Below are 19,448 nucleotides of genomic sequence, written 5' to 3'. Positions count from 1 at the left end.
TTCCAGATCACCTATTCGGTGTCCTCCAAGGTCAATTTCGCGCAAGGATCGATGGTGATGCTGGGCGCTGTTCTGGGCTTTGTGTTCTGCGAACGATACGGTTTTCCGGTCATTGTCGGTTATCCGCTGGCCATTTTGTGCTGCGGGCTTGCCGGTATCATGGTCGAATTTTTCCTTGTCCGTCCGTTTGCCATTCGCAATTCGGAAGCCTGGCTGATGGCGACTGTCGCGGGCGGCATTCTGCTTGATAACGCCGTGCTATTCACCTTTGGCAACGAACCGCGCACCCTGCCATCGGCCCTTGTCGGTGAAAGCTGGAACGTATTTGGCACCGGCGTTTACCCGCAACAAATCCTGATCCCGATTGCTGCCATTGGTGTGGCACTCGCACTGCATGCCCTGTTCCGCCATACCCGTCAGGGCCGCGCCCTTTTGGCGGTGGTGCAGAACCTTCAGGCGGCCAAGCTGATGGGGATCAACACCACCCTGATGGTGACCGGATCCTTTGCCATTTCATCGATGCTGGCCGGGTGTGCCGGGCTTCTGATTGCTCCGCTGTTTTCGGTGCATTCGGATATGGGCACGCTTTTTGGTCTCAAGGCCTTTGCGGTTGCCATTCTGGGCGGCATGACATCGGCCTATAGCGTCATGTTGGCTGGCTTTATCTATGGCCTGGTTGAGGCCGGTGTGACCACCTACCTCGGATCGTCCTACACCTTCATCGTCGTCTTCGCGCTTGTGATCGCGGTTCTGACCGTCAAACCAAGCGGCCTGTTTGGCCGTGCTGCGATCAAGAAGGTCTGATGATGAAACGCGATATTAAATTCAAAAACCCGATGCCCAAACTCAATAAATCCATCGCCCTTGATGCCACCATTCTGGCCGCCATCATCGCCGGTTTGATCGGTGTGACGATCACGGGCGGCTATACCCAGTTCGTCATCGGCCTTGTCGCCATCACCACCGTTTTGTGTGTCGGGCTGAATGTTTTGTATGGCCTGACCGGGCTGGTGTCGCTGGGGCAGGTCGGGTTCTTTGCCATCGGGGCCTATGCCAGTGCCATCCTGACGCTGGCCGGGCTTAATTTCTGGATGGCGCTGATTGCATCGACCGTGATTGCCGGGTTGGCGGGCTGTGTCCTGGCACTTTCGGCTGTGCGGATGGCGGGGCCGTTTCTTGCCATGGTGACGATTGCCTTTGCCTTTATCGTCGAACATGGCGCGATTGAATGGCGGGCACTGACCGGCGGGCAAAACGGCCTGATGGGTTTCCCGATGCCCGACCTGTTTGGCTATATGTTTAGCGAACGTGACCTTGTGATGCTGTGTGTCGTTCTGGCCGGGGTCGCGCTTTTTGCGTTTCGTCGTCTGGCAACAAGTGGCTGGGGCATGGCGATGACCAGCATGCGTGATGCCGAAATTGCCGCAAGTTCGCTGGGTTATAACGCCTTTGCCGTCAAGGCGACCGGCTTTGCGATTGCGGCGGCCATGGCGGGGCTCGCCGGTGCACTTTTTGCGCCGCTTATGATGTTTATCGCACCGTCAAACTTCCCGCTTAGCCAGTCGATCCTCTATCTGTTTGCCGTCATTCTGGGCGGGGCGGGTACGGTTCTGGGGCCGCTGGTCGGTGCATCGGTTTCGGTGTTGTTGCCCGAACTGCTGGCCGACTTTGCCGAATACCGCCTGCTGATTTTTGGCGGACTTTTGATTGTCGTGTTGCTGATTGCCCCGCGCGGGATTGTTGGCGTGATCGAACGCTTCATCCCGCTGACCAAGCGCGGTGTCACCGCCACCCCGGCGCACGAGATTGAGGCAGGCCTTAAGGATTACGCCAAATCAGACGGTCTGGTGGTTGAAAATCTGTCCATCGCCTTTGGCGGGGTGAAGGCGGTCAATGCCGTTTCCTTTACCGCCAAGCCGGGCGATGTCACATCCATCATTGGTCCGAACGGGGCAGGTAAAACCACACTTTTGAATATCATCAGCGGATTTTACAAACCGACCGAAGGTGTTGTTCGCATCGGGGATCAGGATATCGCAGGCAAGCCAACCGATTTTGCCGCGCGCAATGGCATTGCGCGCACCTACCAGGCGACCCGTCTGTTTGAAAACATGTCGGTGATCGACAACGTCATTGCCGGTCTTCCGGTCGGTCGCTTTGGCAAGCCGTTCAGTGCGATTGCATCGGATGCCAACCGCAACCATGCCGCCGGACTTTTGGCCTTTTGTGGCTATCATGGCGATATCGATGCCCGTGCCGGTGACCTGCCGCATGTGGATCGCAGGCTGGTTGAAATTGCCCGGTCGCTCGCGACCAAACCCGGTGTGTTGTTGCTCGATGAACCGGCTGCTGGCCTGATGCATGCCGATAAGGTGTCACTGGCCAAATTGCTGCGCCAACTGGCCGATGCCGGAATTACGGTGGTGCTGGTTGAACATGACATGGAAATGGTCATGGGCATTTCTGATCATATTTTGGCCGTGGATGCCGGAACCCCGATCATCTTTGACACCCCGCAGGCCGTGCAAAACGACCCGCAGGTCATCGCGGCCTACCTTGGTGACGGCGAAATGAAGGCCCGCCCGCGCCCGATCCCGTTCGAGGCCGGGTACTCTCCGGTGATTGAAACCCTGCGCCTGACGGCTGGCTATGGCGCCGCACCGGTTCTGCATTCCATTGATCTTAAGGTCCGGCAGGGTGAAATGGTTGCACTTCTGGGGGCAAACGGTGCGGGCAAGTCGACCTTCCTGACCGCACTGGCCGGGTTGCTCCGCCCGGTGGATGGCAAGATCGTTCTCAATAACGAATATATTCATGACCTTGCCCCGCATCAGATCGTCGAACAGGGCTTGGTTCTGGTGCCTGAAGGCCGTCAGGTCTTCCCGGAACTGACCGTCCGCGAAAACATCGAACTGGGGGCCTATAAGCAACCCAAACCTGTCAGTTCGGATGAACTTGAAGCCATCCTGAACCGCTTCCCGCGTCTGCGCGATCGCATCAACAGCCCGGCTGGTCTGTTGTCCGGGGGCGAACAGCAAATGATGGCAATCGCCCGTGGTCTGGTCGCCAAGCCAAAGGCGCTGTTGCTTGATGAACCATCGCTTGGTCTGGCCCCGGCCATGGTCGAGGAACTCTATGCCATTCTGGGCGAATTGCGCGACGAAGGGGTCACCATCCTTCTGGTCGATCAGATGGCGACCATGGCGCTTTCGGTGGCTGATTATGCCTATGTCCTTGAACAGGGGCAGCTGGTTGCCAAAGGCAAGGCATCCGAGCTGAGAAAAGATGAACGCCTGATTGCCGCCTATCTGGGGGGCTCGGAACAAGGCGATAAGAAACCAAAACAGGAAACACACGAGAATGCTTGATTATCTGGTGAGGAACGCCTGCCTGAGTGGTGAGAATGCGCTTGTCGATCTGGCCGTGGCGGATGGCAAAATTGTCGAGATCGCCCAGTCGATTGCCGGGGATACGCCAAGTTTTGATGCAGCGGGCCAGCTGATCAGTTGCGGCTTTGTTGAAAGCCACATCCACCTTGATAAGGCCTGCATCCTTGACCGGGCCAAAAACGAAACCGGCACGCTTCAGGGCGCAATCAGTGCGGTCGCCAACGCCAAAAGCGGCTTTACCGAGGATGACATTTACGCCCGCGGTGCCCGCGTGATTGAAAAGGCAATTACCGAGGGCACCAATGCGGTGCGCACCCATGTCGAAATCGATCCGGGCATCGGCTTGGCGGGCTTCAACGCCATCAAGCGGCTTAAGGCCGACTATGCCTGGGCAATGGATATCGAAATTTGCGTTTTCCCCCAGGAAGGACTGTTTAACTATCCCGGCACCGAGGAACTGTTGCGCCAGGCATTGGATAGTGGTGCGGATTTGCTGGGCGGTTGCCCCTATATGGATACCGACCCAAATGGCCAGATCCTGCGTCTTTTTGAAATGGCGCGCGACTATGATGTCGATCTCGATTTCCATCTGGATTTCGATCTGGATGCCAGCTGGCGGCATTTGGATGAAGTGGCAAAACAATCCATCGCCTTTGGCTGGCAGGGCCGCGTGATGATCGGGCATGTGACCAAACTGTCGGTGCTGCCCAAACCCGAACTTGAAGACACGATTGCCATCATGCGCGATGCCGGGATCGGTTTGACCGTGTTGCCCGCAACCGACCTTTTCCTGACCGGGCGCGATCATGATCATTCCGTACCCTGCGGCGTGGCCCCGGCACACAAGTTTGCCGCCCATGGTGTGTGCTGCACGATTGCGACGAATAATGTGCTGAACCCGTTTACGCCTTATGGCGATTGTTCGCTGTCGCGCATGGCAAATCTGTATGCCAATGTCAGTCAGCTCGCGACCGAGGCCGAACTTGAAAACTGCTTTGCCATGGTGTCCGACGCCCCGGCCAAGCTTCTCGGCCGATCCAGCAAAATTGCGGTCGGCGAAGCCGCAAGCTTCATCGTCCTCCCCGCCCAAAGCCGCGCACAAGTGGTCTCGGAAATCAGTCGCCCGATCTGGGGCATGAAAGATGGTCGGGTAACGTTCGAACATCCGGCGGCAAGGCTGTTTCGGCCATAAGTCAGACCAATAAAAAAGGGCAGCACATGGGCTGCCCTTTCTGTCTGATGATTGGATTTTTGGGTTATCCGTGCGCGATCATGATGTGACGGGCGGCGGTATAATCCTCTAGTGCGTAATGCGACATATCCTTGCCATAGCCGGACTGTTTCAGACCGCCATGGGGCATTTCATTGACCAGCATGAAGTGGGTATTGATCCAGGTGCAGCCATAACGAAGGCGGGCACTTGTTTGCATGGCGCGCGAAATATCCTTGGTCCAGATCGAAGATGCCAGACCGTAATCGGAATCATTGGCCCATGCGACGGCCTCATCGACATCGGTAAAGCGGGTGATGGACGCCACCGGACCAAACACTTCGCGCCGGACGATTTCATCAGATTGAAGCGCACCGGCAATCACGGTCGGCTGATAGAAGAAACCGGGCCCATCATGCAGCTTGCCACCGGTGGTAATTTCCATGTGTTTCTGTTCGGACGCACGCGCGACGAAGCTTGCCACACGGTCACGCTGGCGTTCGGAAATCAGCGGGCCGATTTCGTTTTCGCTGTCGTCCGCACGGGCATAGGCGATGCTGGAAACCGCAGATGACAGATCCGCCACCAGCTTGTCATGGATTTTCGGGCCAGCATAAATCCGGCACGCCGCCGTGCAGTCCTGACCGGCGTTATAGTAACTGAATGCCCGCAAGCCTTCGACGACGGCATCGACATCGGCATCATCAAAGACAATCACCGGTGCCTTGCCACCCAGTTCGAGGTGCGTGCGTTTGACTGATTTGGCCGCGGCCTGAAGAACCTTCTTGCCGGTTGCGACATCACCCGTGATCGACACCATATCGACCTTGGGATGGTTGATCAGGGCATTACCCACAGTGGCACCGCGACCAAGAACGATATTGACCACACCTTCGGGCAGGATATCAGCCAGAAGGGTCGCCATCTTAAGCGCGGTCAGTGGCGTTTGTTCAGATGGCTTGAAAACGACCGTGTTGCCACCGGCAATCGCCGGGGCCAGTTTCCAGGCCATCATCATCATCGGATAGTTCCATGGCGCGATGGAACCGACCACCCCGATCGGATCGCGGCGGATCATCGAGGTATGGCCCGCCATATATTCCCCGGCAATCGATCCCTGCATGCAGCGCACGGCACCGGCAAAGAAGCGATAGCAATCGACAATGGCCGGAATTTCATCATCGCGGACCGCATTGATCGGTTTGCCGCAATTAAGCGATTCCAGTTTGACGAACTCTTCTGCCTCGGCTTCGATCCGATCCGCGATTTTCAGAAGGTAGTTCGACCGTTCTGCCGGCGTTGTGCGCGACCATGACTGGAAGGCGTGCTCGGCGGCGCTGACCGCACGGTCGATCTGTTCCATCGATGCTTCGGGCAGCATCATGATGGTTTCGCCGGTCTTGGGATTGATGATGTTTTCTTCGGCTTCAACGCCCATTTCAAGGGTGCTGCCGATCAGCATCTTGGTATCCATAATAAGCTCTCCCGTTGGTAGCGTTATCGTGTGCTGTTATTTTCCCGATCCGGCCACCTGATCGCCATCGCGTGTCAGGTAATAGGCCGCCAGGATCGGCAGGACCGTGACCAGAACCACCACCATCGCCACCACATTGGTGACCGGGCGCTGGCGGGGTCGGACAAGTTCTTCAAGCATCCAGATCGGCAGTGTCGACTGCTGTCCGGCGGTAAAGGTCGTGACGATCACTTCGTCAAAGGACAGGGCAAAGGCCAGCATGCCACCGGCCAGAAGCGCCGTGCCAATATTGGGCAAAATGACATGCCGGAAAGTCTGGAAACTGTTGGCCCCCAGATCCATGGATGCCTCGACCAGCGACCCCGAGGTCCGTCTGAACCGCGCAACCGCGTTGTTATAGACAACCACCACACAAAAGGTCGCGTGACCCAGAATGATCGTCCAGATCGAAAACGGAATGTCGGCAATACTAAATGCCGAACGAAGCGCAATACCGGTAATGATGCCCGGAAGTGCAATCGGCAGGATCACCAGAAGCGAGATGGTTTCACGGCCAAAAAATTTGGTGCGTGATACCGCCGCCGCACAAAGTGTTCCCAGAACCATCGCGATCAGGGTCGAAATGGTTGCGGTCTGCAGCGACAGTTTCAGGGCTTCCCAGACATCCGGGCGGTTCCACGTCACCTCAAGCCATTTCAGGGTAAAGCCGGGCGGTGGCCACTGATAGGATTTGTCTTCTGTCGTGAAGGCATAGACAAAAATCAGCGCAATTGGCAAATGCATGAAGGCAAGGCCAAGACCGGCGGCAAGTTTCAGGCCCCAAGGAGCGCGTTGTTTCCCATCAGAGCGCATCGAAAGCCCCCATCCGTTTGGCACCCCAAAGATAGAAGCCCATGATAACAATCGGCACGACCGTAAAGGCAGCTGCCAGCGGAATGTTGCCCGCCGTGCCCTGTTGGGCATAGACCGCCTGACCGATAAACAGCCGGGATGAGCCGACAATCTGCGGAATGATGTAATCGCCCAGCGTCAACGAGAAGGTAAAGATCGAACCGGCAACAATGCCCGGTAAGGCCAGCGGGAAAATCACATGGCGGAATGTTTGGCCCGGCGTCGCGCCAAGGTCGCCCGATGCCTCGATAAAGCTGCCGGGGACGCGTTCAAGTGCTGCTTGCACCGGTAAAACCATGAAAGGCAGCCAGACATAGAGGAAAACAAGGAAAGTCCCGGTATAGCTGACCGAAAGCGAATAGCCGCCAATGATCGGGATCGCCAGCCAGGCTTCAAGCAGCCAGGTCAGATGCAACTTGGTGAAAATCCAGGTCAGGATGCCTTCCTTGGCCAGGATCAGCTTCCAGGCATAGACCTTGACCAGATAGCTCGACCAAAGCGGCAACATCACGCCGATGTAAAACAACGCCTTCCACTTGCCACGTGCATAGCGGGCTGCAAAATAGCCAATCGGAAATGCGACACAGGCGGCGGCAAATGTCACGATGGCTGCCATCGAAACCGTGCGGATGATGATGTCGAGATTGGCTGGCCGGAACAGTTCGCCATAGGTTTTTAGCGTCAGTTCATATTGAACCATGCCGGAAAATTCATCGATCGAGAAAAAGCTTTGCGCGAGCAACGCAAAAAGCGAACCAAGATAGATGATACCAAGCCAAAGGGCCGGCGGGGTCAGCATCAGGATAAGAAGGAGCTTCGGATTGCGCCAGAATTTGTCAGACAAGCTGCCGGTGATCCCGCCCTGTCCCGGCAGAACTGCACTTTCGCTTTGAACCGTTTTGGCATTGGAGGCGCTGGTGGCGGTCATTGCGCCCCCTCCATCAGGTGCAGGTCATTTTCCTGCCAGCTGATTTGAACGGTGGTGCCGTTCTCTGGCACGGCCTGATCGGCCGGGATCAGCGCGCCGATCCGCATATCGCCAAGTGCAAGGCTGATGCGCGTGGTGCCACCAAGATAACTGCTGCCGGTGACGGTTGCGCTATGGCCATCGGCGGAAACGATGCGGATCGCCTCGGGGCGCAGGCTGGCATAGCTTTCCTTGCCGGTCAGCTGTTTGACAAAACCCGGTTCAAGCACGTTCGACGAGCCAACGAAATCGGCGACAAAGCGGCTTTCCGGACGTTGATAGATGTCTTGCGGGCTTCCGATCTGCTGGATTTTGCCGTCGTTGAAAACGGCGACCCGGTCCGCCATCGAAAGGGCTTCACCTTGATCATGGGTGACGAAAACAAAGGTAATGCCAAGTTTGCGTTGCAGGATTTTGAGTTCTTCCTGCATCTGTTCGCGCAGTTTGAGATCCAGCGCGCCAAGCGGCTCGTCAAGCAACAGCACCTTGGGTTTGTTGACCAATGCGCGGGCAAGCGCCACGCGCTGGCGCTGACCACCGGAAAGCTGCCCCGGGCGGCGTTCGCCGTAACCCGGCAGGGCAACCAGTTCAAGCGCCTCGTTGGCAGCTGCATGACGATCGGCCTTGTTCATGCCGCGGATCATCAGGCCATAGGCGACGTTGTCGATAATGTTCATGTGCGGGAACAGGGCATAGTCCTGAAACACCGTGTTGACGTTTCGGCGATAGGGCGGCACATGTTCGACGGTGGTGCCGAAAATCTCGATATGGCCGCTGGTGGGTTGTTCAAACCCGGCAATAAGGCGCAGACAGGTGGTTTTGCCTGATCCTGACGGGCCGAGCATGGCGAAAAATTCGCCCTCGGCAATCGACAGGTCGACATTATCCACAGCGCGAACCGCGCCGAAATGTCTTGAAACCTTTGCGAAGGAAACTGCAGTCGTCATGGGTCAACCAGTTGTTTGAAACCCGCACATAAGTCGGATTTCGTTTAGTAAGGAATGGTGGCGGGTGTGATGCATTTGGCGTTGGCGGTTGATCAGCGGCAATGGCACCTTCCGGGTCCCCCGGAGCCCGGAAGTACCGTGCCATTGCCGCCGATCAGAATGGGGTGCGCATTTCGTGCCGGGTGTGATAACTCGCCATGCGCATCCCCTTGCCCGATCAGGTTCACAAGGGTGGGGAACCTGATCGCAGGATTGCTTAGCGGCCGCCAATCACGCCGATATAGTCGGAAACCCAACGATAATAAGGCACGCATTCACCCTGGCTTTCGCATTTCGAAACCGGGGTTTGCCAGAAGCTGACACGGTCGAAATCATCAAAGCCGTTGGTGGCGCAACCTTCATCGCCCAACAGGGCATTGCCGGTGCAGGCTGCCGGAACAGCCGGGTTGGAACCAAACCATGCCGCAAGGTCGCCCTGAACTTTCGGAGACAGGGAATGTTCCATCCAGAGATAGGCACAGGTCGGGTTTTCGGCTTCGGCATGGAGCATGGTGGTATCAGCCCAGCCGGTAACCCCTTCTTCGGGGATGGTCGATGCAACCGGAAGGCCTTCGGATTTCAGAAGGTTGACCTGGAACGGCCAGGAACCGGATGCGACCACGCCTTCGTTCTTGAAATCATCCATCTGGATGAAGGCATCATGCCAGTACCGTGACACCAGTTCGCGCTGACCGCGCAGCAGATCAAGGGCGGCGGCATATTGATCGGCATTCAGCTCATAGGGGCTTTTGATGCCAAGTTCGGGGTTGTGCGCCATCAGGTATTGCGCGGCGTCGGCGATGTGGATCGGTCCGTCATAGGCCTGAACGCGGCCCTTGTTCGATTTGCCATCAGCAAGGGTCATTTCCTCGAACACGACGTTCCAGCTTTTCGGTGCTTCGGCGAAGGCGTCGGTATTGTACATCAGAACGTTCGGACCCCACTGATAGGGTGTGCCGTAATGTACGCCGTCAACCGTGTGCCATGGCGCGCTTTTCAGACGGTCATCGACGGTGTTCCAGCTTGGGATCAGGTCGGTATTGATCGGCTGAACGCGTTTGCCGGCAATCATGCGCAGCGACGCATCGCCCGATGCGGTGACAAGATCAAAGCCGCCTTCGTTCATCAGCGCGACCATTTCATCGGACGTGTTGGCGGTTTTGACATTCACCGCACATCCGGTTTCCTTTTCAAAGGACGTTACCCAGTCAAAATTGGCATCCGTTTCGCCGCGTTCGATATAGCCCGGCCAGGCAACGATATTCACGGAACCTTCCGGTGTGCCAAGTTCGGTCATCATGTCAGCGGCAGCCGCCTGACTGGCGGCAAAGGCAAGCACGACCATCACGGACGTGCCTGATTTCAATAGTGATTTCATTGTGATGTCTCCCAGTTGCAGGACGTCAGTTCGCGTGACTTTTATTTCCCGACGGCAAGCCTACGCCGATCTGGAGCATTCACAATTTCATTTAACAGAAATACGTTATCGGATTTTCCGATATCTGTTGCGGCGCAGCGTAACGGCCTGTTACACGACGATTTTCTTGTTTCACTGGTGATGATATCTGCGTGCTTAACGCAGGCGGGTGGCGCGATGGGCCTGTGCCAGACCGATAAAATCACGTGCCGCCTGGGACAACGGGGAGCCTTTTCGCCAGACAACGCCAACCTGAACCATTGGAAGCGTACCCGATACATCGCGGCTTTCAATCCGGTCGCCCTCAAGCGACCAGGGGCGATAAACCAGATCAGGCAAAAGCGATAATCCGGCCCCGGTGGCAACAAGGCTCCGTACCGCCTCAACCGATCTTGTCCGGAAGGCAACACGGGGGCGAGTGCCAAGGGCACCCAGCAATTTGCCGGTTGCTTCCTCGATCTCGTCGATGGTCAGCATGATCAGCGGCTCGGATGTGACATCATCAAGCGTGATGCTTTGTGCGGTGGCCAGTTTATGCCCCAGCGGCAGCCACAGCCGATAGGGTGAAACTTCAAGAATTTCAGATTGCAATGCCAAGCGATCCCGCAGATTGGAAATCACCATCACGGCAACATCAATCTCGCCGCCGATCAGAAGATGTTCAAGGTAGTCGCCATTATCTTCGGTAGCACTCACCGTGATCTGCGGGTAGGCCCGGCGATAGCGTGCCAGAATATCAGACAGCACATAACCCGCGACCAGCGATGTCACGCCCAGATGCAATTCGCCCTTTTGGGTTTGTGCGGTTTCCTCAAAGGTCTGTTTGGCGTCTGAGACATTGGCAAGGATGGTCGTGGCGTGGCGCAGGAATTGATGACCGTTATGGGTGATGTTAAGCCCGCGCGAATGACGATCAAACAGCGCAACCCCCAGATCGGCTTCAAGTTCCTTGATCGCCTCGGTCACGGCTGATTGCGATATCGACAGAATATGCGCCGCCCCCGATACAGTTCCCTGTTCGGCCACGGCGACGAAATACTGAAGCTGTCGAATGGTAAAAGCCATGATGCCATCACGATAGGTGATAGCAAAACACTTGTCGCGGTTTTTTCGATAACAAAACGGACGCACCGAAGTGCGCCCGTCTGTGCCAATCCTGTCCGACTTGGGCAGGATGCGGCTGTGCAAGTTTGCCGTGCTATATGTCAGTCAAATAGCACGCCCGGGTTCATGCGGTTCTCCGGATCAAGCGTCTTTTTGATGTTTTTCATCATCTCGTAGCGCAGCGGATCGCTCAGACGTTTAAGCTCGCCGGTCAGTTTGCGTCCAACGCCATGTTCAGCACTAAAGGTGCCGTTGAACTCTGCCGCGATGTCATGAACGCAGGTCTGGACTTCGTCGGTCAGGGCATACGGGTCTTCGACCGATTTCCAGTAATCATGCGGGAACATCAGAATGTAATGCACATTGCCATCGCCCAGATGGTTGACCAAAATCGGTGTCGCCATCGGGAATTTTTCGGCCGTGACCTCCTTGGCCTTGGCAATAAAGGCAGGCACCTTGGAGACACGCACAGCGACGTCATGAACAAGGCCCATACCTTCGATCTTGTTGGCCTCGGTGACGGAATGGCGGACATGCCAGATCTGTTCCGCCTGCTGGGAGTTGCTTGCAATAAAGGCATCGAGGACAGAACCGTTTTCAAGGTTCTCGCCCAGTATTTCTTCAAATACACCATTCAGATCGACATTCGTATCGGAGGAGGTCAGCTCGATCATCAATGACCAGTCGGGAACCGTATCGAACGGCACGTGAATGCGATCAATGTGGCGGACAACGGCGTCAATCTCGGTGCCTGAAACAAGTTCAAACGCCTCGACATAGGGGCCGCATTTGTCCTGGAATTCGGTAAATAGACGCACCGCAGTTTCCGGTGAGTCAACGGACACCCACGCATGGGCATCATTGGTGTCCTCCGGATGCATCTTAAGGGCGGCACCAGTGATAATACCAAGCGTGCCTTCAGCACCGATAAACAGGTGCTTAAGGTCATAACCGGTGTTGTTTTTCTTCAATCCTTCAAGGTCGGAAAGAATGCGGCCATCGGCCAAAACAACCTCGATCCCGGCAACAAGATCACGCATCGGGCCGTATTTAACCACGCCGGTTCCACCGGCATTGGTCGAGATCAGACCGCCGATCTGGGCACTGCCCTCGCTGCCGAGATAGAGCGGGAACTGACGTTTGTGCGGTTTGCACTTTTCATGCAGGTCGGCCAGAATCACACCGGCATCGACGGTGACAATATTGGCCGCAGCATCAATTTCGCGGATCTGTTTCATCCGTTGCAGGCTGATGACGATGCCCGGTTTTTCTTCCGTCTGGCTTTCCGGTACACCGCCGTAGCACAGACCGGTATTTCCCCCGAGGGGAAATACCGGCTGGCCTTCCTCGGCAGCCACTTTCATCGTTAGGGAGACTTCCTCGGTGGTGGCCGGTAGGGCAACGCAAACAGCATTGCCTTTCCTGCGATCACGCCAATCGATCAGGTATGGGTGCATTTCCTGAGGATCGGTGATCAGGCCCTTGTCGCCGAGGATTTGGTGAAGACGATTAATCATGGCTGGTCCTTGGAAAGATAAATCAGGCTACTTTTGCAAGCGTTGCAGCATCTAAGGCCACTTTAAGCGCTGCAATGGTCTGTTCTGACGGGCCTTCGAGCGGCAAGCGAACGTCGCCCACCGGATGACCGGCCATTTCCATGTACTTCTTGAGCGGTCCCGGGTTGGTTTCACGGAAGATCGCATCAATCGCACCATCAACATTAGCCTGAAGCGAGAGAGCTTCTTTCAGTTTGCCTTCGCCAGCAATCCTGAAGATCTCAACCCAGATTTCCGGATAGACATTGGCGGATGCCAGAACACCGCCTTTTGCGCCAAGAGCAACATGGGTGGCAAACAGCGGTTCTTCACCACTGAGGATAGCCATTTTGTCACCGGCATATTTCACGGTCTTGATAAAAGCAGGCATGTCGTAGTTCGAGCATTTCATGCCGATGATCGAGGCGTCTTCTGCCATGGCCTGAATGGTTTCGGCCTGAGCCGATACACCAGTACGACGCGGAATTTCATAAAGCAGAACCGGGACGCCGATTTCGTTGCGGTAGTTGGCGAAATATTCGCGCATGCCGTCCTGGGTGCCTGCGGCATAGTAAGGGGTTACGGTCATAACGCCCTGTGCGCCGGCATCTTCGAAATCCTTACCGGCTTCGACGGCGTCCGGGAAACCCGTGGACAGAACACCCGGAATGACCGGGGCATCGCCTGCGGCATCAACACAGGTTTTGACAATGTCCTTGCGTTCCTGACGCGAAAGGGCCGGGTATTCTCCGGTTCCGCCAATCGGTACCACGCCGGCAGCACCAGCGGCAATCTGTCGGCTGACGAGATTGGCAAGCGCCTTGTGGTCGACCGACTTGTCTTCGGTGAAGGGCGTGACAATGGCGGTATAAAGGCCATTGATGTCATTTTTGGTGAGCGTCATTTCTAGTCTCTTGTCTTTTGGTGGTGGCGATTATTTCAGGAAGCCAAATAGGCGTGGCAATGTCAGTGAAATTGCCGGGATGTATGTCACGAGCAACAACACGATGATGTTGGAGACAAGGAACGGGAAGCTTTTGCGGACGATATTGGCTAGCGGCGCGCCGCTGATGGCTGATCCCAGATACAACCCAAGTCCATAGGGGGGCGTCATCAGGCCGATCATGACGTTGACAACCATGATCACACCAAATTGCACAGGGTCGACGCCCATGGCAGCGACGATCGGGGTAAAGAGAGGGGCGAACAGCAGAAGCTGCACGGAATCCCCGATCCAAAGACCGTTGATCAAGAAGAAGAGGTTCAGGCACAACAGCAACATCCATGGCTGCATGTCGAGTGTCTCAACCAGCATGGTCAGTTCGGACGGCACGCGTTCGGTTGCAAGAATCCAACTGATAACACTGGCAAAGCCGACAATCAGATAGACCGATGCAGAGGTGCGCACTGCCCGATCAAGGATGGCCCAGATCTGTTTGAGCGATAGGGTTCGATATGCGCAGATACCGACGAGCATGGCATAAGCCACAGAAATGGATGCTGCTTCGGTGGCCGTGAAGATGCCGGAAATGATCCCGCCGATAATGATCAGCGGCATGAACAGTGCCCAGAAGGCATTGTAGAAAATTCGGAATGCCAGACCCAGCGTCAGTGCCTTGATTGGGTTGGCCGGAAAGTTGTTCTTGCGCGCGATGAAATAGATCACGGCAATCTGGGCAATCCCCATCATCGCACCCGGAACAGCACCGCCGAGGAACAGGGCCGCAACCGACGTATTGGTCAGACTTGAAAAGATAATCAGCGGGATCGAGGGCGGAATGATCGGCCCCTGAATGGCGGAACTGACAGTAACGGCAGCAGCAAAGTCCGTGCGATAGCCGTCCTTTTTCATCATGTCGATTTCGACCGGACCAAGGGCGGAGATATCGGCAAGGGCCGAGCCCGACACACCGGAAAACATCATCGATCCGACAACGTTGACATAGGCAAGCCCACCGCGCCAGCGACCGACCAGCAGGCGCGAGAACTGCACCAGCCGTTCTGTCATCCCCACCGATGTCATGATTTCACCGGCAATGATAAACAGCGGGATCGACAGCCAGATAAACACATCCATCCCGGTGAAGAACTTGTGGGAATACATGTGCAGCATGTCGACCATGCCGGGTTTGATGAAGAAATAGGAAAGGCCTGCAAAGCCGATGGCGAAGATGACCGGGCTGCCAAGGAACATCAGCAATAGCAACAGGCCAATCATGATTAAGAGTGCGTAATCCATAATGTCCCCTTAGAGCTCGGCACGCAGAAGGGATGCTTCCTGCTCAGACTCGGGGCCTTTGACAAGGTCGCGAATGGCAAGGACAACCATGTGAAACAGCATCAGGGCCGCTCCGACCGGTACAGAGAGGTAGATCCAGAACCAGGACAGGTTGAGTGCGGCGGATGTACGGCGCATACCGAAAATGGCGGAATCAATGCCCTTGACCAGCAGTACGGCAAGCAAGGCTGCCAGCAGCAGGCGGAATAGCGCATTGCGATAGCCAAGCCAGCGGCGCGGCCAGAACTTGTCGAAGAAGTCGACACAGACAAGCTGTTCATCACGGATAAGAAGGCTGCCGCCAAGCATCACCACCCACACCATCAGAAAGCGTGATGCTTCCTCTGGCCAGGGCAGGGAATAGTTGAAACCAAAGCGCAAGACGACCTGAATAAACAGGACAACCGCGACAGAAGCCAACATCAGTCTGGCGACAATCGAGGTAACCTGCGCAACGATCAACGATAGTTTATCGAGGGTCTGAAGCATGGTGATCCTCTCTCGGATCGGGAAATCGATGGTGATGTTCGCGATCACAAAACGGCGTGCGAATGGGAAATGCAATTTGCACACGAAGCGGGAATAGAAAAAGAGCCCGGACAGGGTGCTGCCCGGGCGCTCATGTTGTTATTCCTGAGCTGCTTTTACAGCGGCTTCGAGTTCGTCGATCAGCTCGGTACCGACCTTTTTTTCCATGAAGGCACGGATCGGTTCCTTTGTGGCATCCACGAACATCTGGAATTCCTCGGGCGTCGGCTGATAGATCTCGACGCCCGCGTCACGGATCACTTTCAGATCCTGTGATTCCTTGGCAGCGATAATGCCAAGCATGGCAAAGGTTGCTTCTTTGGTAGCGTTCTCGAAGATCGTTTTGTCTTCGTCGCTCAGGCCCTGATAGAACGCATCATTGATGGTGATCAGCGGCATATTGATCAGGTGGTGATCAAGTGTGTAGTACTTCTGAACTTCCTGCAGGTTGGTCAGCAGCATGGTGTAGGGGGCGTTTTCCTGTCCATCGACAACGCCGGTCTGAAGCGCACTGTACAGTTCGGCCCATGCGATCGGGGTCGGGGAAGCGCCAAGTGCCTTGACCATTTCCATGTGCAGTGGAACGGTCTGGGTACGGATTTTCAGGCCTTCCATGTCCGCCGGGGTGCGGATCGGGCGAACCGAGTTCGAGAAGTTGCGAAATGCGCCGGTCAGGTAGCTCATGACGCGCACACCACTGCCTTCGGCAATCATGTCAGAGAGTTTCGCGCCAAACGGACCTTCGTTGAGAACTTCACGTGCGACCTCGGTGGTCGGGAAGGTGTAGGGCATCTCAAGAATCTGTGCCGGCGGGTAATAGGCTGCGAGGTGGCCAGCATTCAAACCGCCAACCATGTCGACAAGACCCATGGAGTTCTGTTCGGCAAGCGATTCCAGATCGCCGAGCTGACCGTTCGGGTAAACTTCGAGTTTGAAGCGGCCTTCAGATTGCGTCTGCAGAACGTTGTCAAAGACCTCGGTGAAAGTCCAGTACGGGTTATCAAGAAGGTCGCCTTCGCCATCGACATGGGCAAATTTGACGATGGTTTGCGCGTAGGCGGATGCAGACAGGACACTGCCGAGGCCGATGGTGGCGGCGAGGGTGACATGCCGAAGTTTCCGGATGATGGTCATTTTTTCTCCTTTGCCGGGCGACGAACAAAGCAGTGGCGCTTCGAAAGTGCCTGGTTTTCCCTGATAAGGTTTGCAACATGTGGGATGACTTTGGCCAATTTCCACAGGTCAGTTTTTATCGCCGGATGCAGGTCGAAACGCTGTGCAACGAAGTTTGGGCGAGAAGGACATCATCGAAGTTCGACTGCATCCGGCTATTTCAGAATATATCCGATATGGTGCAAGTCAACACAATATGACAAAAAATGTCGTATAGTATATTTTTCTCAAAATGTGGTATAAAACACAGTATGTTATATAATGTGCTGGTCAAGGTCACGTTGCAGCAGGCGCAATTAGTGGTTGTCAGTTCAGTAACTTATTGAAATAAAAGTAAGATGCTTGCAAAAGGGAATGAGCTACGATGAATGTCGATCTGGAAGATTTTCAAGCCAATCGTCGGCAATTTAGTGCCAGCAGCAACAAATCCGATGAAATTGGCCCGCGGTTGCATCAGTTGCGCAAGGGGCGCGGCTGGACGCTTCAGGATGCCAGCAAGGCGTCGGGAATTTCGGCCTCAGCCTTTTCCAAGATTGAACGTGGCGAACTTTCACCAACCATTTCGACCATCCAGCGCATCGCACGCGGCTTTGAAATGGATGTACTCAGCCTTCTGGCCGATCCGGACGAACAGCCAACTCTTCTCGGTCGTCGAAGTGTCACACGCGCCAATGAAGGCAAGCCGCATCTTTCCGGGAACTGTGACAACAAGCTTCTGTGTGCCGATCTTAAACACAAACGTATGACGCCGATAAAGACCAGAGTCGTTGCTCGCGATGTCGAGGAATATGACGTCTGGCCGAAAAGTGATGCCGAAATCTTCATGACGATTTTGAGCGGTACGGTCGTTGTCCACAGCAAGATCTATGAGCCACTTGAGCTGCATGAAGGCGACTCGATGTATTATGATGCGAGTGCCGAGCATGTCTGGACCCGCAAGGGACCAGAAGAAGCTGTTGTTCTGTGGGTCATGACCAGCTGACAATCATGGCGCCCCTTTCAAATGCCGATGATTACCGCGCACGGGCCAAACAGTACCTGCCCAAGGGCCTGTTTGAATATATCGATCGTGGCACCGAGGCGGAGCTGGCGCTTTCCGATATTCGCCAGTCCCTTGATAACATCAAGCTCACCCCAACGGTTCTGACCGGTCAATCAGGTTGTGACATGACCTGTCAGATGTTTGGTCGCAGTTATCCTGTGCCGCTGGTGATTGCGCCAACGGCGCTGGCTGGGCTTGTGTCATATACCGGGGAAGCAAAGCTTGCACGCGTTGCCGGGCGGCTTGGTATTCCGTTTTGCGTGTCCACGCAATCAGTGACCTCCATTGATGATATCCGTCGTGGCGCGCCGGAAGTGGAACTTTGGCTTCAGCTTTATCTTTGGCGGAACCGAGACCTCAGTTGGCAGTTGTTGGAGCGCGCCAAACAATCCGGGGTCGACACGTTGGTGATTACGGTCGACACCCCGCTTTCGCCAAAGCGAGACTATAATCAGCGCAATGGTTTCTCCGTACCATTCGTGCCCTCAATGCGTGGAATCTGCGACATGGCAACGCATCCGCGCTGGCTGGTGTCTGTGATGCTGCGCTATCTGATCACCAGCGGCATGCCGACCTATGCGCATTACCCGGCTGCATTTAAAACTGCGATCACCGATGATGCGGTGGCTGAGGATGTCAAAATCGAAAACGCGCTTGGCTGGTCCGATATCGCCGAAATTCGGGATCGCTGGCACGGCAAGGTCATCCTGAAAGGTATTCTGTCCGTTGCCGATGCCATCAAGTCGCGCGATGCCGGGATCGATGGCATCGTTGTTTCGGCCCATGGGGGGCGTAATCTGGATATTGCACCGGCGCCGGCCGATGTGTTGCCCGCAATCGTCGATGCGGTCGGCAGTGATATGATGGTGATGGCGGACAGCGGCATTCGACGCGGCAGTGATGCGCTTAAATATCTGGCGCTTGGAAGTCAGGGCGTTCTGGTCGGGCGTTTGCCGCTATATGGCTTGGCCGCCAATGGCGAACAGGGAGCCTATGACCTTTTGGCGATGCTGATTGACGAGATGCGATCAAACATGGTTTTCGCCGGGGTCAACGAATTGTCGGGTCTGCGCGACATCCTTATCTTATAGAGACGGTTGAAGCCCGCCACTGCATCAAACACCGACAGGCTTTTAAAACTGGCCCGTTACATGGGATGGTCGGGTAACGTTCGAACATCCGGCGGCAAGGCTGTTTCGGCCATAAGTCAGACAAATAAAAAGGGCAGCGGATGAGCTGCCCTTTTTGTCTGAGAATTAGTTTTCAACCAGTTCGGGTTTGCGCTCAACCCGCGTTTCGGCACCCGGATCCAGGCAAACTGACATGCCGCCATTTGGCAGATGCGTAAGCGTGCAGGTCCAGTCAAGACGTTCACAAATGCGCCGGACGAGTTGCAGGCCAATGCCTTCGCCCTGTGGCATTGTGCATTGACCATTGCAGGTCAGGATGGCGTT

General features: G+C 55.6%; 16 protein-coding genes and 1 pseudogene. 5 read left to right on the top strand and 12 right to left on the bottom strand.

The genetic code is table 11. The annotated features are described in order from the left end of the window. From B3Z49_RS05210 to B3Z49_RS05200, 3 genes are all read left to right on the top strand, one after another. Positions 1–804 (top strand): branched-chain amino acid ABC transporter permease (locus B3Z49_RS05210; protein ID WP_296988644.1); only part of this gene is annotated, 804 nt, incomplete at its 5' end. Continuing rightward, a complete protein-coding gene (locus B3Z49_RS05205) occupies positions 804–3,368 on the top strand; it encodes a branched-chain amino acid ABC transporter ATP-binding protein/permease (protein WP_296988642.1) in 2,565 nt (854 codons plus the stop codon). The genes B3Z49_RS05210 and B3Z49_RS05205, both read left to right, overlap by 1 nt. Then, the gene (locus B3Z49_RS05200; protein WP_296988641.1) at positions 3,361–4,581 is read left to right on the top strand and encodes an amidohydrolase family protein; all 1,221 of its coding nucleotides are present in this window, start codon (positions 3,361–3,363) and stop codon (positions 4,579–4,581) included. The genes B3Z49_RS05205 and B3Z49_RS05200 overlap by 8 nt, the downstream gene beginning before the upstream one ends. A gap of 64 nt (positions 4,582–4,645) precedes the next feature. On the opposite strand, the gene B3Z49_RS05195 is transcribed toward B3Z49_RS05200, so the two are convergent. The 11 genes from B3Z49_RS05195 to B3Z49_RS05145 form a co-directional block, all read right to left on the bottom strand. Next, complete coding sequence (locus tag B3Z49_RS05195; protein WP_296988639.1) at positions 4,646–6,073, bottom strand: gamma-aminobutyraldehyde dehydrogenase; 1,428 nt, start codon at positions 6,071–6,073, stop codon at positions 4,646–4,648. A gap of 36 nt (positions 6,074–6,109) precedes the next feature. Then, the gene (locus B3Z49_RS05190; RefSeq protein ID WP_197146713.1) at positions 6,110–6,925 is read right to left on the bottom strand and encodes an ABC transporter permease; all 816 of its coding nucleotides are present in this window, start codon (positions 6,923–6,925) and stop codon (positions 6,110–6,112) included. Continuing rightward, positions 6,915–7,892, bottom strand: a complete 978-nt coding sequence (locus tag B3Z49_RS05185) for an ABC transporter permease (protein ID WP_296988636.1) — start codon at positions 7,890–7,892, stop codon at positions 6,915–6,917. The genes B3Z49_RS05190 and B3Z49_RS05185 overlap by 11 nt, the downstream gene beginning before the upstream one ends. Next, positions 7,889–8,878: an ABC transporter ATP-binding protein gene (locus tag B3Z49_RS05180; protein WP_296988635.1), complete on the bottom strand. Its 990-nt coding sequence runs from the start codon at positions 8,876–8,878 to the stop codon at positions 7,889–7,891. The genes B3Z49_RS05185 and B3Z49_RS05180 overlap by 4 nt, the downstream gene beginning before the upstream one ends. A 256-nt stretch (positions 8,879–9,134) precedes the next feature. Further along, positions 9,135–10,295, bottom strand: a complete 1,161-nt coding sequence (locus B3Z49_RS05175) for an ABC transporter substrate-binding protein (protein WP_296988634.1) — start codon at positions 10,293–10,295, stop codon at positions 9,135–9,137. 195 nt (positions 10,296–10,490) lie between these two features. Next, positions 10,491–11,399, bottom strand: coding sequence for a LysR substrate-binding domain-containing protein (locus B3Z49_RS05170; RefSeq protein WP_296988632.1), 909 nt, complete (start codon positions 11,397–11,399; stop codon positions 10,491–10,493). Between the two features lie 140 nt (positions 11,400–11,539). After that, positions 11,540–12,955: an FAD-binding oxidoreductase gene (locus B3Z49_RS05165; RefSeq protein WP_296988631.1), complete on the bottom strand. Its 1,416-nt coding sequence runs from the start codon at positions 12,953–12,955 to the stop codon at positions 11,540–11,542. Between the two features lie 22 nt (positions 12,956–12,977). Continuing rightward, positions 12,978–13,877 (bottom strand): 4-hydroxy-tetrahydrodipicolinate synthase, encoded by a 900-nt coding sequence (gene dapA / locus B3Z49_RS05160; protein WP_296988629.1) that lies wholly within the window; start codon positions 13,875–13,877, stop codon positions 12,978–12,980. A 30-nt stretch (positions 13,878–13,907) separates the two neighbouring features. Further along, complete coding sequence (locus B3Z49_RS05155) at positions 13,908–15,212, bottom strand: TRAP transporter large permease (protein ID WP_296988628.1); 1,305 nt, start codon at positions 15,210–15,212, stop codon at positions 13,908–13,910. 9 nt (positions 15,213–15,221) lie between these two features. Beyond that, positions 15,222–15,740, bottom strand: a complete 519-nt coding sequence (locus tag B3Z49_RS05150; RefSeq protein ID WP_296988627.1) for a TRAP transporter small permease — start codon at positions 15,738–15,740, stop codon at positions 15,222–15,224. 138 nt (positions 15,741–15,878) lie between these two features. Continuing rightward, the gene (locus B3Z49_RS05145) at positions 15,879–16,913 is read right to left on the bottom strand and encodes a TRAP transporter substrate-binding protein (protein ID WP_296988625.1); all 1,035 of its coding nucleotides are present in this window, start codon (positions 16,911–16,913) and stop codon (positions 15,879–15,881) included. Between the two features lie 403 nt (positions 16,914–17,316). Here B3Z49_RS05145 and B3Z49_RS05140 point away from each other — a divergent pair, with 403 nt between their 5' ends. Then, a complete protein-coding gene (locus tag B3Z49_RS05140) occupies positions 17,317–17,934 on the top strand; it encodes a helix-turn-helix domain-containing protein (protein WP_296988624.1) in 618 nt (205 codons plus the stop codon). A 5-nt stretch (positions 17,935–17,939) separates the two neighbouring features. Further along, positions 17,940–19,085, top strand: a complete 1,146-nt coding sequence (locus tag B3Z49_RS05135) for an alpha-hydroxy acid oxidase (RefSeq protein WP_296988622.1) — start codon at positions 17,940–17,942, stop codon at positions 19,083–19,085. 165 nt (positions 19,086–19,250) lie between these two features. Here the strand turns inward: B3Z49_RS05135 and B3Z49_RS05130 are convergent. Continuing rightward, a pseudogene (locus B3Z49_RS05130) lies at positions 19,251–19,448 on the bottom strand (ATP-binding protein); the annotation flags it as partial.

Source organism: Thalassospira sp. UBA1131 (assembly GCF_002311515.1).
Lineage (GTDB): Bacteria > Pseudomonadota > Alphaproteobacteria > Rhodospirillales > Thalassospiraceae > Thalassospira.
Note: the sequence above shows the minus strand (reverse complement) of the source record. Positions and strands in the feature narration are given on the sequence as shown.